Below are 14978 nucleotides of genomic sequence, written 5' to 3' on the forward strand. Positions count from 1 at the left end.
ACACCGCTCCGCCCCGGTGCGTGGTCCACAGCCCCGGACAGGGCGGAGAACGGCACGGGACCGCGTCCGGTGGAGGAACGGAAACGTCCGGCCGTACAGCCGGGCGTTGGCGACGGGACCGCTCGTCAGCCGTCGGACGGCTGACGAGCGAGGCAGGCCGGGGCCGAGGTGGGGGCGAGACGGGCCGAGGCGGCCGGACGGGCCGCGCGGGCTCAGGAGGTCTGCTTGATCCGGTTGGTCAGCTCGGCGATCTGGTTGTAGAGCGAGCGGCGTTCGGCCATCTGCTGACGGATCTTGCGGTCCGCGTGCATGACGGTGGTGTGGTCCCGCCCGCCGAACGCCTGGCCGATCCGGGGCAGCGAGAGGTCCGTCAGCTCGCGACAGAGGTACATGGCGACCTGCCGGGCATTGACCAGCACCCGGGACCGGGAATGTCCGCGCAGGTCCTCCAGGCTGACGCCGAAGTAGTCGGCGGTGGAGACCATGATCTGGTCGGCGGTGATCTCCGGGCCGGCGCCGTCCGGGATGAAGTCCCGCAGCACCTCCTCGGCGAGCGAGAGTTCGACCGTGGACCGGGTGAGACTGGCGAACGCGGTCACCCGGATCAGCGCGCCCTCCAGTTCCCGGATCGAGTTCGACACCCGCGACGCGATGAACTCCAACACGTCCGGTGGCGCGTACAGCCGCTCCTGGGCGGCCTTCTTCTGGAGGATCGCGATCCGGGTCTCCAGGTCCGGCGGCTGGATGTCGGCCAGCAGACCCCACTCGAACCGGGTCCGCAGCCGGTCCTCCAGCGTGGCGAGCTGCTTCGGCGACCGGTCCGAGGTGATCACGATCTGCTTGTTGGCGTTGTGCAGGGTGTTGAAGGTGTGGAAGAACTCCTCCTGGGTCCGCTCCCGGTTCTCCAGGAACTGGATGTCGTCGATCAGGAGGATGTCGACGTCCCGGTAACGGCGCTGGAACGCGCTGGTCTTGTCGTCCCGCAACGAGTTGATGAAGTCGTTGGTGAACTCCTCGGTCGAGACGTACCGGACCGAGCGGGCGTTGCCCAGCGTCGTGGCGTAGTGCCCGATCGCGTGCAGCAGGTGGGTCTTGCCCAGTCCCGAGCTGCCGTAGATGAACAGCGGGTTGTACGCCTTGGCCGGCGACTCGGCCACCGCCACGCTCGCCGCGTGTGCGAACCGGTTGGACGAGCCGATGACGAACGTCTCGAACATGTACTTCGGGTTCAGCCGGTTTCCACCGGTCTCCCCCGCACCGGGGAGCCGCCGGTCGTCCCGGCCACCCGGCCGGTGGTCCACGCCACCGCGCCCCGGCCCGCTGTCCGTGCCGCCGTCGCGGGGCAGGCGGTCCCGTACCGGCCCGGCGTCGTCGCGGTAACGCTGGTCGTACGGGCGACCCGGGTCCGGGCCGTCAGCGCGGTCGTCGTAGCCCCGTCGGTCCACCCCGGGCGGCCCACCCCGCAGCGGCTCGGCGAAGCTCGCGTTGAAGAGTGGTTCCTGACTGCCCCGGCTGGTGGGAATCAGCCGTCGGGCGTCGTCACCTGCCGGTCCGCCCCGGGTCGGGTCCTGCGGGTCGGGGCCGTCCTCGTCGTCGGGGTGGAACGCGGGCGGCGGAGCGTCCCGGAACGAGGCCGGCGCCTCGGTGTGGGCGGAACCACCGTCGTATCCGGGGAAGGGAAGCTCGGGTGCGGCAGCCTCGGGCACGCTGCGGTACACGGTGCCCGCCGGACGGCCCGCGCCGTCCTCGGCGACCCGGACGGTGACCGCCACCTGGATCGGCCGGCCCAGCCGGCGGCTCAGGGCCTCGGTGATCGCCGGACGGAGGCGGGACTCGATCACGTCCCGGGTGAAGGCGTCGGGGACGGAGAGCAGTGCGGTGTCCTCGACGATCGCACGCAGCCGGGTCAGCCGCAGGTAGGCACGTTGCTGAGCCGAGATGATCTCGTCGGCGAGCTCGTCCGTCGTCGCGGTCCACACCGCGGCAAGGTCGGTCGTTCCGGCCACCGTCGTGCCACCTCCTCGCCTCTGCTCCCGGCCGCCGCTGGTCCCCAGTCGGCCGTCCCGGGCCCGTCACCACGTCTGAGCGGCTGAAACTCCATCCGCCCGGACGGCTGACCGGTCGCCATCCACAAGTTATCCACAGCCTGTGTACCGACCGATTGTGGCTGCCCGCCGAATGCGGGTGGGACCTGCCCCCTGCCTGAACGGGTGCTGAAGCGGGTTCACCGTGCCGAACGATCCATTGCCCGGTCCGGTCTTGCCTGTCAGCGGTGCCGGATTCCGACCCGATCGCGACCCGGACCGCAAGCGCGCACGCTAACAGCGTTGTCCGTACCGCTTCAACCGGCCGGCGGCGTGCCCCTTGTCGGCATCAGCGAAAACCACCGCTTCCCCCTTGGGCGCGTCGCGTCCGCCGGACGCCCCCGCCGGGGTGCCGCGCGGCGGGACGGGGTTGTTTGACGGTCATTGCTGCCCTGCGTAGGGTGGAACGGCTGCTCTGTCGCCCTCTGCTAGGGTGATGGGTGCCTGCTGTCCGCGGTCGTGGTGCCCGCATCGTCGAGGTCCCGCAGCGTCGGGCAGCGCCGATCGTAGGCCACCAACCGGCCTGGACCACCACACACCCCGAGCGGTCCCCCGCGCGGGGCGTACGGAAAACGGAGAGCCTGACGTGAGCAAGCGCACCTTCCAGCCGAACAACCGCCGGCGCGCGAAGACCCACGGCTTCCGGCTGCGCATGCGTACCCGCGCCGGCCGCGCCATCATCTCGACGCGTCGTTCCAAGGGCCGCGCCCGCCTGTCGGCCTGACGCCGGCCGGGCCCGTTCGGAGGACGTGGGTAGTCGTGCTGGCCGCCGCGCAGCGACTGCGGCGCAGCACCGACTTCGCCGCAGCGATCCGTGGTGGGCGCCGCGCCGGCCGTGGCGCGGTCGTCGTCCACCTGGCTCTGCCACCGACATCCGGGTCAGAGGCACCGTCTTCGCCGGAGCCGGCGCGGGCAGTTGATGCGGAGGAATCCTCCGCACCGACCCGCGCCGGCTTCGTCGTGTCCAAGGCGGTCGGGCCAGCGGTGGTCCGCAACCGGGTCCGCCGCCGTCTGCGGCACCTCGTCCGGGAACGGCTCCCCACGCTGCCTCCCGGCAGCACCCTCGTGGTACGCGCACTTCCCGCAGCGGCCGGGGCGAGCTACGCCCGGCTCGGCACCGACCTGGACGCGGCCGTCGCCTCGGCGCGGGCGCCCCGGAGCCGGCGGTCCCGGTGAGCAGCAGTTCCGCCACACCCCGGCCCCCGACACTCGGTGCCCGGATGCTGGTCGGACCCATCATCGCGTACCGTCGTTGGATAAGCCCGGCACTGCCGGCCCGCTGTCGGTTCTACCCGTCGTGCAGCGCGTACGGTCTGGAGGCCGTCACCCGGCACGGCGCGTTCCGGGGGACCGTCCTGACGATCCGGCGGCTGTTGCGTTGCCACCCCTTCCACCCTGGTGGATATGACCCGGTGCCGGAGCCGGGCGGCCGCCGCGCCGATGAGACTGGAGCCTGAGAATTGAGTCTCGACTGGATCTACTACGCGATCTCGTGGATCCTGCTGGCCTGGCATTCGGCCTGGGACGCCATCGGGGTGGCGGACGGCCCGGTGGCCGGCACGAACTGGGCCTGGATCCTGGCCATCGTCTTCCTGGTGGTCACCGTACGGGTGATCCTCTTCCCGGTCTTCGTCAAGCAGATCAAGTCGCAGCGGGCCATGCAGGCGTTGCAGCCGCAGGTCAAGGCGCTCCAGGAGAAGCACAAGGGTGACCGGGAGACGCTCCAGAAGGAGATGATGGAGCTCTATCGGAAGGAAAAGGCCAACCCGCTCATGGGCTGCCTTCCGATGTTCCTCCAGATCCCGGTCTTCCTCGGCCTCTTCCACGTGCTCCGCCGCCTCGACCCGGCCAACCAGGGCAAGACCCTGTACGGCTGGACGGTCGAGCAGTTCGAGAGCGCCTCGGCGGCGTCGCTCTTCACCGCGCCGATCGCGGGCAAGTTCGGCTCTACCGCCGAGGAGTTGTCCCGGCTCGGTGCGAACGGCACCACGGTCAAGGTCATCGCCGGCATCCTGGTCCTGGTCATGATGGGCACCACCTACCTGACCAGCCGCCAGATGATCCTCAAGACCGGGTGGGCGGAGGATCCGCAGCAGCGGATGATCCAGCGACTGATGCTCTACGGCATCCCGCTGTCGCTGTTGATCTCCGGCGCGATCTTCCCGATCGGTGTGATCATCTACTGGGTCACCAACAACCTCTTCACCCTCGGCCAGCAGCAGTGGGTGCTTCGCAAGTACCCGCCGCCGCCCACCGTGGCCGGCAAGACGGGCACCACCGGCCGTACCACGGCGCAGCCGACCAAGACCCTCCTGGGCCGGACCAAGCCCGCGCCGGCCCCGGTGAAGCCCACCACCCCCAAGGTCGCCGGTCCGAAGCCTGGCGCCAAGCCGGTCAACCCGAAGAAGAACCGGCCCGCCAAGCGACAGGGCTGACCGATCCACGCGCCGCCACCGGGCCCGCCCGGTGGCGGCCGGATCCGTACCACCGGCCCACGGCCGACGTCGGCGGATCCACCGCGCGACCGCGCGGTCACGGGCGACACTGCCCGTACAGACGTGCCCGGTGGCACCGGCGAGACCTTCCGCCGCCGCCGGGAAACCAACGGACCCGACGGTCCGGCCGAACGAAGTACGGAGATGAACCGTGACCGACACCAGCATCCCCCGCGCCGACCAGTCCCCGGACGAGAAAGCTGCTCCGATCGCGGAGAGCGAAACCGAGGAGACCGAGGCCGAGGCGCGCGGGAAGAAGGCCCCGGCGGACAGCGACCTGTTCCGGCAGAGCGAGATCGCGGCGGACTACGTCGAGGGTCTGCTCGACATCCTCGACTACGACGGGGACATCGACGAGCTGGTGTCGGGTGGCCGGCCGGTGGTCGAGGTGGTCGGCGCCCGCCTGCAGAACCTGGTCGGGCAGCGCGGCGCCACCCTGGAGGCGCTCCAGGAACTGACCCGGCTGGCGGTGTTCCGGCAGACCGGCACGCCGAGCCGACTGCTGCTGGACGTCGGCGGCTACCGGGCCAACCGCCGCAAGGAGTTGGCCGCCGTCGCCAAGAACGCGGTGGAGAAGGTCAAGGAGTACGGCGAGCCGGTCCGGCTGGAGCCGATGTCCGCATTCGAGCGCAAGTGCGTGCACGACGTGGTGAACGCGATGGCCGGCGTGGAGAGCGAGTCCGAAGGCGTCGAGCCCAGCCGGCGGATCATCGTCCGGCCGGCGGACTGACCTGGTGACCTCCGACGCCACGGCTGGCGTTTCCGGCCCGGGTGGTACGCCACCCGGGCCGTCGCCTGTCGACCCCGGACCCTCTTCCACCGTCCCCTCCGCCCGGGACGCGGTGCTGCCGCCGGAACTGGCGGAGGCGGCGCGGTCCCTCTTTGGCGACCGGCTCGACCTGGCCGCCGCGTACGCCGAACTGCTTGTCACCGACGGGGTGCTGCGTGGCCTGATCGGCCCCCGGGAGGCCCCCCGCATCTGGGACCGGCACCTGCTCAACTGCGCGGCGGTGGCGGAACGGATTCCCGACGGCGCGACGGTCATCGACGTCGGATCCGGCGCGGGGCTGCCCGGCATGGTGCTTGCCATCGCCCGCCCGGATCTGCGCGTGACGCTTGTCGAACCGCTCGCCCGCCGCACCGCCTTCCTGATCGAGGCGGTCGAAGGGCTCGGACTGACCCGGATGGTCCGGGTGTTCCGGGGGCGGGCCGATGAAGCCGCCGCCGGCCCCGGTGGCGGCGACCCGTTCAGCGCCGACGTGGTCACCGCACGGGCGGTGGCCCCGCTCGACCGGTTGGCCTCCTGGTGTCTGCCGTTGACCGTCCGGGGTGGACGGCTCGTCGCGCTGAAGGGATCCTCTGCCGCAGACGAGATCGCCGAGCATGCGGCCACGGTGGAGCGACTCGGCGGTGGCGAACCAACCGTGCACCGGTGCGGCGTCGACGTCATCGACCCGCCGACGACCGTCGTGGAGATCGTGCGGGAACGCGTGGTCGGACCGGCGGGCAAAGCACGCCGGGCGAAGCGTCGGGGCGGCCGGTCTCGGGGTCGCTGACCCTGGTTTCGGTGGTGTCGGCGCGGGAAGCTGCGGGGCGACCGAAGTCCTGGCCCTCCGTTGGGTCGTTGAAACCTGTGCGAGACCGTCGACGGCTGAGATCCACGGCATGGACCTTCTCCGCCCGTCCGCCGTAGGCTGGGCCGCGCGTCGATAGTGTGGGGCGAACGTCGACCGGTGTACCGGGTCCCGGTCGCCCCCGCCGGGCCGTACGCTTCGTGGAGCACGTGCGGCAGCGACGGTATGCGGACCGACCATCCGAAGCGGGCAGGGATGACAGGTGCATGACGACGGCAGGTACGACGAATCCGGGGTGACCGGACGACGGGCAGAACGCGCCACGGCCGCCCCTGTTTCACGTGAAACCGAGCCGGTGACCTGGCCGGTCTCCGGTCACGAGAACGTCGGAACGGTGGGCCGGGCCACGGCCTCTCCCCGGGACGGAGCGGTCTACGGGGGGCGAGCCGAGCCTGCCCGTGGCCGTGCACGGTCCACAGCCGACCACGCCCCCCTGCCGCAGGAGCCGGCGGGCGGGCGGGCCGATCCTGCGGTGAGCCCGGAGCCGGTCCGTAGAGCCGTCGACGCGCTTCCTCCTCCCGAACCCGCTCCGGGGCCGGCGGTACCGCACCAGCCCGGTCCGGCGGCAATCTCCGGTCCGCCGCTCAGCACCATCGACACGCCCACGTCGTCGGTCGGCTCCCCGTACGGGGAACCGGTCGGCGACGCGTACGTTTCACGTGAAACTCCGACGCGCGAAGAGGATGACCCACCGTTGGCTATGGAGGCTATGCGCGCCGTGCAGATCCTGAATCCCAGTGGCGAGGTCACCATGCCGCGCCCCGAGCGGACCCGGGTGATGTGCGTCGCGAACCAGAAGGGTGGCGTGGGGAAGACCACGACCACGGTGAACCTGGCGGTGGCGCTCGCCCTGCACGGGAACCGGGTCCTCGTGGTCGACCTGGACCCGCAGGGCAACGCCTCGACCGGGCTCAACGTCCCGCACCACACCGGGGTACCGGACGTGTACGACTGCCTGATCGACAGTGTGCCCCTGGAGGAGGTGGCCCAGGGGGTGGAGGGCATCCCGAACCTCTGGTGTGTGCCGGCCACCATCGACCTCGCGGGTGCCGAGATCGAATTGGTCTCGGTGGTGGCCCGGGAGTCGAGGCTGGCCCGTGCCATTGCCGCCTACCCGGGTCACTTCGACTACGTCTTCATCGACTGCCCGCCGTCGCTCGGCCTGCTCACCGTGAACGCGTTGGTGGCCGCGCAGGAGGTGCTCATCCCGATCCAGTGCGAGTACTACGCGCTGGAGGGGCTGAACCAGCTCATCAACAACATCAACCTGGTTCGTAAGCACCTGAACCCGATGCTCGAAGTTTCCACGATCCTGCTCACCATGTACGACCGCCGCACCCGCCTGGCGGACGCGGTGGAGCAGGACGTCCGGAACCACTTCGGTGACAAGGTGCTCCAGGCGGTCATCCCCCGGAACGTACGGGTCTCCGAGGCCCCCAGTTACGGCCAGTCGGTAATGACCTACGATCCCGGTTCACGAGGTGCCACCAGTTACTTCGCAGCCGCGCAGGAAATCGCCGAGCGTGGCGTCAAGGAGCCGGTGAGCCGGAATGGGTAGTGCGGGCAAGTCGCTGGGAGGCGTCGCATGAAGAACCGTCCGCGTGGCGGACTGGGTCGGGGGCTGGGGGCACTGATCCCCACCGGTCCCGTGGAGACGCCGGAGACCCCGACACCGACACCCGCTTCGGAGGCCGCCCCGGCTGCGGGGCCGGCTGCGGCGGCCGACGCCGTCGTTGGCACGCCCCCGTTCCCCGGTACGCCGGCGCCACCCGCCCCGGCACCGGAGGCGGCCCCGGCAACGGTCCAGCTCTCTCCGGTGCCCGGAGCCCGGTTCGCCGAGATCCTGGTCGACTCGATCGTCCCCAACCCGAAGCAGCCCCGGCAGGTCTTCGACGAGGAGGCGCTGGAGGAGCTGAAGACCTCGATCGAGCAGGTCGGCTTCCTCCAGCCCATCGTGGTCCGACAGCTCGACGACGAGAAGTACGAGCTGGTGATGGGCGAGCGGCGGTGGCGGGCCGCCCAGGCAGTCGGCCACGAGAGCATTCCCGCGATCGTCCGGGACACCCGGGACGACGCGATGCTCCGGGACGCGCTGCTGGAGAACATCCACCGCGCCAACCTCAACCCGCTCGAAGAGGCGGCTGCGTACCAGCAACTGCTGGAGGAGTTCGGGGCCACCCACGAGGAACTGGCCCGACGCATCGGGCGGAGTCGTCCGCAGATCTCCAACACCATCCGACTGCTGAACCTGCCGCCGCAGGTGCAACGGCGGGTGGCGGCCGGCGTGCTCTCGGCCGGGCATGCCCGCGCCCTGTTGAGTCTCGACGAGTCCGAGGCGCAGGAGCAGCTCGCACTGCGCATCGTGGCCGAGGGCCTCTCGGTGCGGGCGACCGAGGAGATCGTCTCGCTGGCACTCAGCGACGAGGGCACGAAGACGCCGGCCGCCCGGCGCCGGCCCAAGCCGCACGCGCCCGCCCTGACCGATCTCGCCGACCGTCTCTCCGACCGGTTCGACACCCGCGTCAAGGTGGACATCGGCCGGAACAAGGGCAAGATCACGATCGAGTTCGCCACGGTGGATGACCTCGAACGGATTGTGGGGCTGATCGGCGTCGGGCAGGAGGAGGAACCGGAGGCCTGAGCCCGCCGCCCAGGACCGGAGGACGTACCCGCCTCCGCGACAGGAAACGACCGCGACCCGGAACCCAACCCGGCTCGCGGTCGTTCTATATTTCGCCGCCCGCCGCCCGCCGCCCGCCGCCCGCCGCCCGCCGCCCGCCGCCCGCCGCCCGCCGCCCGCCGCCCGCCGCCCGCCGCCCGCCGCCCGCCGCCCGCCGCCCGCCGCCCGCCGCCCGCCGCCCGCCGCCCGCCGCCCGCCGCCCGCCGCCCGCCGCCCGCCGGTTTCACGTGAAACGCCACCCGCGGGGAGGGGTGAGCACCGGAGGATCGTCGTGTCGCGCGGCAGCGCTGTCGGTCAGCAAAGCGGGCACAGCCGGACGGGGCGACTGAGAGCATGAGTGGTTATCCACAGCCACGCGGAGCGCGTGGTGGATATCCACAGGAGTTATCCACAGGCAGCCCCGTTTCACGTGAAACAGCGCGTAGAACGACGTGCCAGCCTGTGGATGACGGGTGTGACGTACGCCTCGATCGCCGGAAATCGGAGCCTTGGATCGAGCCGAAGACCCGACCGGAGCGTCCGGTGGGCGGCGCGGCGCGGGGCGAAGACCCCCGCGCGGACCCTGACGACGAGTGTCGAGAGGACCACGCATTCGGGTGGGGACAGGGGGTCTCGGACTCGGTTAGGGTCAGCCTCGTGCCCCACACCCCTCCTGCTGTCCCGGACTTCACCCAGTGGCCCTCCTTCCCCTTCGAGGGCGACCTCCGCATCAAGCGGCTCGATGATCCGGTTCCGGTCGAGCCTCCCCGCAAGGGCGAGGCGGACCGGGAGTGCACCGCCTGTGCCGCGCCGGACGAGGCGTACATCTGGGTGGGGGAACGCTGGCGGGTCCGGGCGATGGACCGCCCGACGGGTCTGCCGATGGTGCTGATCCTGGAGTCCCGCTCCCACCTCGACCTGGGAGACCTGCCGAACCTGCTCGCGGCCGAGCTGGGCGTGATGACGGTGCGTCTGGAACGGGCGATCCGGTCGCTGGACGGGGTGGCCCGGGTGCACGTCAATCGTTGGGGTGACGGATCCTCGCATCTGCACCTGTGGTTCCTGGCCCGCCCGTACGGCCGGCTGCAACTGCGTGGGACGTTCCTATCCCTGTGGGATTCGATCCTGCCGCCTATCTCCGAGGAGCAGTGGCGGGAGAACCTGGCCCTGGTGGCGGCCTGGCTCGGTGAGTTCGGTGGGCGTCCGCTGGCCGAGCCGTCCCGCATCCAGTGGCAGGCGCCGGCGAGTTTCAGCGACTCCTCGCGGGAGGAGTCAGGATCCCCGGAAACCGAGGTCGGTTCGGTCATCGAGGCGGCCGGGGAGACCGACGACGCGCTCGGAAGTACCGACGACGCGGTCGGCCGGATACCCGCCCCCCGCACCGATCCCGGCCAGCCCGATCCGGCGGACCGGACCCACGTCGAGGAGGCGGACCGGCCGGGGGTCACCCCCTGACCCCGAACGGCCCGACGAAGGCGACAGCGGCCCCCAGTTCGTCGACGGGGGGAACGGGCCGGACGGGAGCAATCAGGGCCGGGCGGGAGACCGCGCCGGCCCTGATGCCGTGGTGGGGAATCGGTGGGGACTGTTACGGGCGTCGACCGGCGGCCTGTGCCACCAGCTCTTCGAGCACCCGCCCGAAGTCGAGTCCGGCAGCCTGCACCGCCAGCGGCAGCAGCGAGGTCTCGGTCATGCCCGGCGAGACGTTCACTTCCAGTACGTGCGGTTGCCCGGAGTCGTCCACGATGAGGTCGACCCGGGAGAGGTCACGCAGTCCGAGCGCGGTGTGCGCGGCGACGGCGACCTCGGCGACCCGGGCCGCTGCCTCGTCCGCCAGCCGCGCCGGGGCGTGCCAGGTCGTCCGGCCGGCGGTGTAGCGGGCCGCGTAGTCGTAGACACCGTTGCGCGGCACGATCTCCACCGCGGGCAGTGCCCGGGGGCCGTCCCCGAGGTCGATCACGGTGACCGCCACGTCCATCCCGGGGACGTACCGCTCCACCAGCGCGGTCGAGTCGTACGCGAAGCAGCCGACCATCGCGGCGGGCAGCGCGGCGGCGTCCCGGACGACGGCGGCCCCCAGCCCGGAGCCACCCTGCGCCGGCTTCACCATGACCGGCAGCCCGATCCGGTCGACGATCCGGTCGAGCACGGCCACCGCACCCAGTTCGGAGAACCGGTCGTGCGGCAGGGCCACCCAGTCGGGGGTGGGGATGCCCGCCTCGCGGAGCACCGTCTTGGCGGAGGGCTTGTCCCATGCCAGGCGGGCGGAGCGGGCGTCGCAGCCGACGTACGGGATCCCGCAGAGGTCGAGCACGCCCCGGAGCGAGCCGTCCTCACCGGTCGCGCCGTGCAGCGCGATCACCACCGCGTCCGGCGGGTCGGCCGCGAGCGCGGGCAGCAGGGCGACGTCGGCGTCCCGGAGGTCCGCCTCCACCCCCGCCGCGCGGAGCGCGTCGAGCACCCGGCGGCCGGACTTCAGCGAGACCTCGCGTTCGTACGACAGGCCCCCGGCGAGGACGAGGACCCGCAGTTCCCCGACGGCCGGGGCGGGCGACGGCGAGCTGGTGGAGCCGGATTGGTCGGTCAGGCTGGCAGGCATGCCGAGATCATGCCAAGTCGGGTCCGGGCGCGTCCGCACCGGCCTGCCCACGTCGTCCCTGCTGGCTGACCTGGCCGAAGACCCGCCGCATGGCGATGTCCTGCTCCATCACGCCGGCCAGCCGGCGGACGCCCTCCCGGATCCGTTCGGGAGCGGGGAACGAGAAGTTGAGCCGCATGTGACCGCTGCCGGAGCCGTCGGCGTAGAAGCCGGTGCCGGGCACGTACGCCACCCGGGCGGCGATGGCCCGGGGCATCATCGCCTTGGAGTCGAGCCCTTCGGGCAGGGTCGCCCAGACGAAGAGACCGCCGGCCGGTCGGGTCCAGGTGGTGCCGACCGGCATCAGGTCGGCCAGGGCGGTGAGCATGGCGTCCCGCCGCTCCCGGTAGACCTCGCGGTAGACCTTGAGCTGCTCCCGCCAGGGCATGGTGCCCAGGTAGGCGGAGACGGCGGCCTGGGCGTAGCCGCTGGGGCAGAGGATCTGCGCCTCGCTGGCGATGACCAGCTTGTCGCGGACCGCGTGCGGGGCGAGGATCCAGCCGACCCGCAACCCGGGGGCGAACGTCTTGGAGAACGTGCTCAGGTAGAAGACGCCGTCGCGGCGGCGGGCACGTAGCGGCCGGGGAGCCTCCGACTCGAAGCCGAGTTGCCCGTACGGGTCGTCCTCGACCACCAGCAGACCGGCCCGCTCGCAGATGTCGAGCACCCGCTCGCGCCGTTCCTCGCTGAGCGTCACACCGGCCGGGTTCTGGTAGGTGGGGATGGTGTAGAGGAACTTGACCCGCCGTCCGGCCCGGGCACAGTCGGCGACGGCCGCCTCCAGCGCCTCCGGGATGAGCCCCTCGTCGTCCATCGGCACGTGCACGACCTGGGCCTGGGCGGACTGGAAGACCCCGAGCGCGCCGACGTAGGTGGGCCCCTCGGCGAGCACCACGTCACCGGGGTCGAGGAAGAGCCGGGCGACCAGGTCGAGGGCCTGCTGCCCGCCGACGGTCACCACCACGTCCTCCGGGGAGGCGCCGCACGAGGCGTCGATGCCGGAGAGGGCCATCACCTCGCAGATCCGCTCACGCAGCTCCGGCAGGCCCTGGCCGATGCCGTACTGGAGGGTGGTGGTCCCGTGCTCGGCGCCGAGCCGGCCGAGCATCTCGCCCACCGCGTCGAGCGGCAGCGCGGCGATGTAGGGCGCACCCCCGGCGAGCGACACGACCTCGGGACGGCTGGCGACGGCGAAGAGCGCGCGGATCTCCGACGCGGTCATGCCCCGCACGCGCCGTGCGTACCGGTCGGTGTAGTCGTCGAGCGTCGTGCCGGTCATGACATCACCTCATCGGCTTCCCTCGGGTGGCTCCCGCCCAGGCTGTGGACCGCCGCGGCGACGCCCTGTCCCCGCCGGACGGCCCCTGGCGACGCGGGACACCGGTTGGTCGATCCTAGTCCGTGCTGGTCGGAACGGGGATGGAACGTGAGGAGGCGTCCACATCCCGGACTGCGGCGACGACCTCTCCTCGGGTGGTGTTCGCGCGTCCCCTCCCACCGGCGCGGGTTGCGGCGTACGATCGCTCGTCGGGGACAAACGCGGCGGCGTGCTCCGCGGTGTCGTCACCTCCAAGCCTATTGTGGGGATGCGCCAATGTCGCGACGTCTGGTCAGCCTGACCCTCGACACCCTGGAAGACCTGCCCCGTCCGTGCCGGCAGTGCGTCTTCTGGGAGCTGGATCCGGTCTCCGCCGACCGCGCCTGTGCCGCCGGTGACCCGGGCCTGGAGAAGGAGGCGTGGGTCTCGCAGACCCTGCTGGAGTGGGGTTCCTGCGGCAAGCTCGTCTACGTCGACGGCATGCCGGCCGGTTTCGTGATGTTCGCCCCACCGGCGTACGTGCCCCGCTCGATGGCCTTCCCCACCTCCCCAGTCTCCGCTGACGCCGCGCTGCTGACGACCGCGCACGTAGTTCCCTCGTTCGCCGGCGGCGGGCTCGGCCGGATGCTGGTGCAGGGGGTCGCCCGGGATCTCACCAAGCGGGGCATCAAGGCGATCGAGGCGTTCGGGGACGCGAAGTTCGGCGACGTCGACGACCTGGCCTCCGGCGGTTGCGTCGCCCCCGCCGACTACTTCCTCTCCGTCGGCTTCAAGACGGTACGCCCGCACCCGCGCTATCCGCGCCTGCGGCTGGAACTGCGCACCGCGCTGTCCTGGAAGTCCGACGTCGAGTACGCCCTGGAGAAACTGCTCGGCTCGATGAGCCCGGAGACCCTGCTCCGGCCGGTCCGTCCGGCCACCAGCACCACCGCCGGCTGACGCCCCGGGGAGGGCTCGACGTGCCGGCCCCGGGTCACTCCGGCGCGCGGCCGGCGGCCACCACGGCGCGCAGCTCGCTCACGTCGATCGAGCCGGTCGGCACGTCCCGTTCGATCGGGAAGTACATCCGCTGCACGGCGGCGACGATCGCCTCCACGATCCGGTCCCGGAACCGGGGGTCGACCAGCCGGTGGCGGTCCTCGGGCGAGGTGAGGTAGCCGACCTCGACGCGGACCGCCGGCATCCGGGTCAGCCGGAGCAGGTCCCAGGCCTTGGCGTGGGTGCGGCAGTCCCGCAGCCCGGTCCGGGCGACGATCTCCCGTTGCACCAGTCCGGCCAGTCGCTCGCCGGTGGCCGAGGTGACGCCGTTGTCCGTCCCGTAGTGGTAGGTGGCGACGCCCTCGGCGGCGGGATTGTGGTGCTCGTCGGTGTGCAGGGAGATGAACACGTCCGCGCCGAGGGAGTTCGCCAGTTCGGCCCGGTCGGTGTCCGGCAGGCACCGGCCCGGCGACGGTCCCCGGGTGAGCTGCACCCGGACGCCCGCTGCGGCGAGCCGCCCCTCCAGCCGGCTGGCCAGGTCGTGCACCAGGTCCGCCTCGTTCCAGCGCAACGGCCCGTCGTGGACCACCACACCGGGGTCCGTGCCGCCGTGACCGGGGTCGATGACCACCGTCCGGCCGACCAGCGTCGGCCCGGACTGGCGGATCGCGTCGGACTCGCGTAGCCACTGCGGACGGCCGCCGACGACCTTCCGCCCGAGCCGGCGCAGCGCGTCCAGCGTGTGCGGGCCGCAGGAACCGTCCGGGGTCAGTCCCACCTCCCGCTGGAACTGGGCGAGCGCGCGGGCGGTGCGCGCGCCGTAGATGGCGTCGGCGCGTCCGGCGTCGTACCCCATCTCCAGGAGACGTTCCTGCAACGACCGCACGTCTTCGCCGGTGATCGGCTCGGGCACGGCGTGGTAGAGGGTACGGGCGCCGAGCCGCCAGCGGGCGGCGTCCAGCGCCCGCCAGGTCTCCGCGCCGACCCGCCCGTCCACGCTCAGCCCACGGGACTGCTGGAAGGCCCGGACGGCCCGTTCGGTGGCCGCGTCGAACGCGTCGACGCCCCGTTCCGAGGGAAGCAGGTCGAGGTCGGTTAGGACCCGGCGGATCTCGCGTACGGCGGGTCCCCGGTCACCGGGGCGGATCGGACGCACGGATGACCCCCTTAGC

14 protein-coding genes are annotated in these 14978 nt (G+C 71.9%); 10 read left to right on the top strand and 4 right to left on the bottom strand.

Going from position 1 to position 14978, the window contains the following annotated elements; all coding sequences use genetic code 11:
* Positions 1-212 precede the first annotated feature (212 nt).
* Entirely contained in the window at positions 213-2006 is a 1794-nt protein-coding gene (gene dnaA / locus GA0070618_RS09775) for a chromosomal replication initiator protein DnaA (RefSeq protein WP_088981364.1), read from the bottom strand.
* A 664-nt stretch (positions 2007-2670) separates the two neighbouring features.
* On the opposite strand from dnaA, the gene rpmH reads away from it, so the two are divergent.
* From rpmH to GA0070618_RS09825, 9 genes are all read left to right on the top strand, one after another.
* A complete protein-coding gene (gene rpmH, locus GA0070618_RS09780) occupies positions 2671-2808 on the top strand; it encodes a 50S ribosomal protein L34 (RefSeq protein WP_088981365.1) in 138 nt (45 codons plus the stop codon).
* A gap of 35 nt (positions 2809-2843) precedes the next feature.
* A complete protein-coding gene (rnpA, locus tag GA0070618_RS09785; protein WP_088981366.1) occupies positions 2844-3260 on the top strand; it encodes a ribonuclease P protein component in 417 nt (138 codons plus the stop codon).
* 44 nt (positions 3261-3304) lie between these two features.
* Positions 3305-3541: a membrane protein insertion efficiency factor YidD gene (gene yidD, locus GA0070618_RS09790; protein ID WP_211296302.1), complete on the top strand. Its 237-nt coding sequence runs from the start codon at positions 3305-3307 to the stop codon at positions 3539-3541.
* Positions 3542-3544: 3 nt separating this feature from the next.
* Positions 3545-4519, top strand: a complete 975-nt coding sequence (gene yidC, locus GA0070618_RS09795; protein WP_088981368.1) for a membrane protein insertase YidC — start codon at positions 3545-3547, stop codon at positions 4517-4519.
* A 211-nt stretch (positions 4520-4730) separates the two neighbouring features.
* Positions 4731-5309 carry a Jag family protein gene (locus GA0070618_RS09800; protein ID WP_088981369.1) on the top strand — a complete coding sequence of 193 codons (579 nt, stop codon included), beginning with the start codon at positions 4731-4733 and terminating at the stop codon, positions 5307-5309.
* Positions 5310-5436: 127 nt separating this feature from the next.
* Positions 5437-6135, top strand: coding sequence for a 16S rRNA (guanine(527)-N(7))-methyltransferase RsmG (rsmG, locus tag GA0070618_RS09805; RefSeq protein WP_231931833.1), 699 nt, complete (start codon positions 5437-5439; stop codon positions 6133-6135).
* A gap of 280 nt (positions 6136-6415) precedes the next feature.
* Positions 6416-7771 (top strand): ParA family protein, encoded by a 1356-nt coding sequence (locus GA0070618_RS35160; protein ID WP_088981371.1) that lies wholly within the window; start codon positions 6416-6418, stop codon positions 7769-7771.
* 27 nt (positions 7772-7798) lie between these two features.
* Complete coding sequence (locus GA0070618_RS09815; RefSeq protein WP_088981372.1) at positions 7799-8854, top strand: ParB/RepB/Spo0J family partition protein; 1056 nt, start codon at positions 7799-7801, stop codon at positions 8852-8854.
* Positions 8855-9529: 675 nt separating this feature from the next.
* Positions 9530-10327 (top strand): hypothetical protein, encoded by a 798-nt coding sequence (locus GA0070618_RS09825; RefSeq protein WP_231931678.1) that lies wholly within the window; start codon positions 9530-9532, stop codon positions 10325-10327.
* A gap of 133 nt (positions 10328-10460) precedes the next feature.
* Here the strand turns inward: GA0070618_RS09825 and GA0070618_RS09830 are convergent, their stop codons facing one another.
* Positions 10461-11471, bottom strand: coding sequence for a D-alanine--D-alanine ligase family protein (locus tag GA0070618_RS09830; protein WP_231931679.1), 1011 nt, complete (start codon positions 11469-11471; stop codon positions 10461-10463).
* A 7-nt stretch (positions 11472-11478) separates the two neighbouring features.
* A complete protein-coding gene (locus GA0070618_RS09835) occupies positions 11479-12789 on the bottom strand; it encodes an aminotransferase-like domain-containing protein (RefSeq protein WP_088981373.1) in 1311 nt (436 codons plus the stop codon).
* 315 nt (positions 12790-13104) lie between these two features.
* Between GA0070618_RS09835 and GA0070618_RS09840 the strand changes: the two genes are divergently transcribed.
* A complete protein-coding gene (locus GA0070618_RS09840; RefSeq protein ID WP_088981374.1) occupies positions 13105-13767 on the top strand; it encodes a GNAT family N-acetyltransferase in 663 nt (220 codons plus the stop codon).
* A 34-nt stretch (positions 13768-13801) separates the two neighbouring features.
* Here GA0070618_RS09840 and GA0070618_RS09845 read toward each other — a convergent pair whose 3' ends face one another.
* Entirely contained in the window at positions 13802-14962 is a 1161-nt protein-coding gene (locus GA0070618_RS09845; RefSeq protein WP_088981375.1) for an N-acetylmuramoyl-L-alanine amidase, read from the bottom strand.
* Positions 14963-14978 lie beyond the last annotated feature (16 nt).

Origin of the sequence: Micromonospora echinospora (genome assembly GCF_900091495.1) — a bacterium.
GTDB classification, from domain to species: Bacteria; Actinomycetota; Actinomycetes; order Mycobacteriales; family Micromonosporaceae; genus Micromonospora; species Micromonospora echinospora.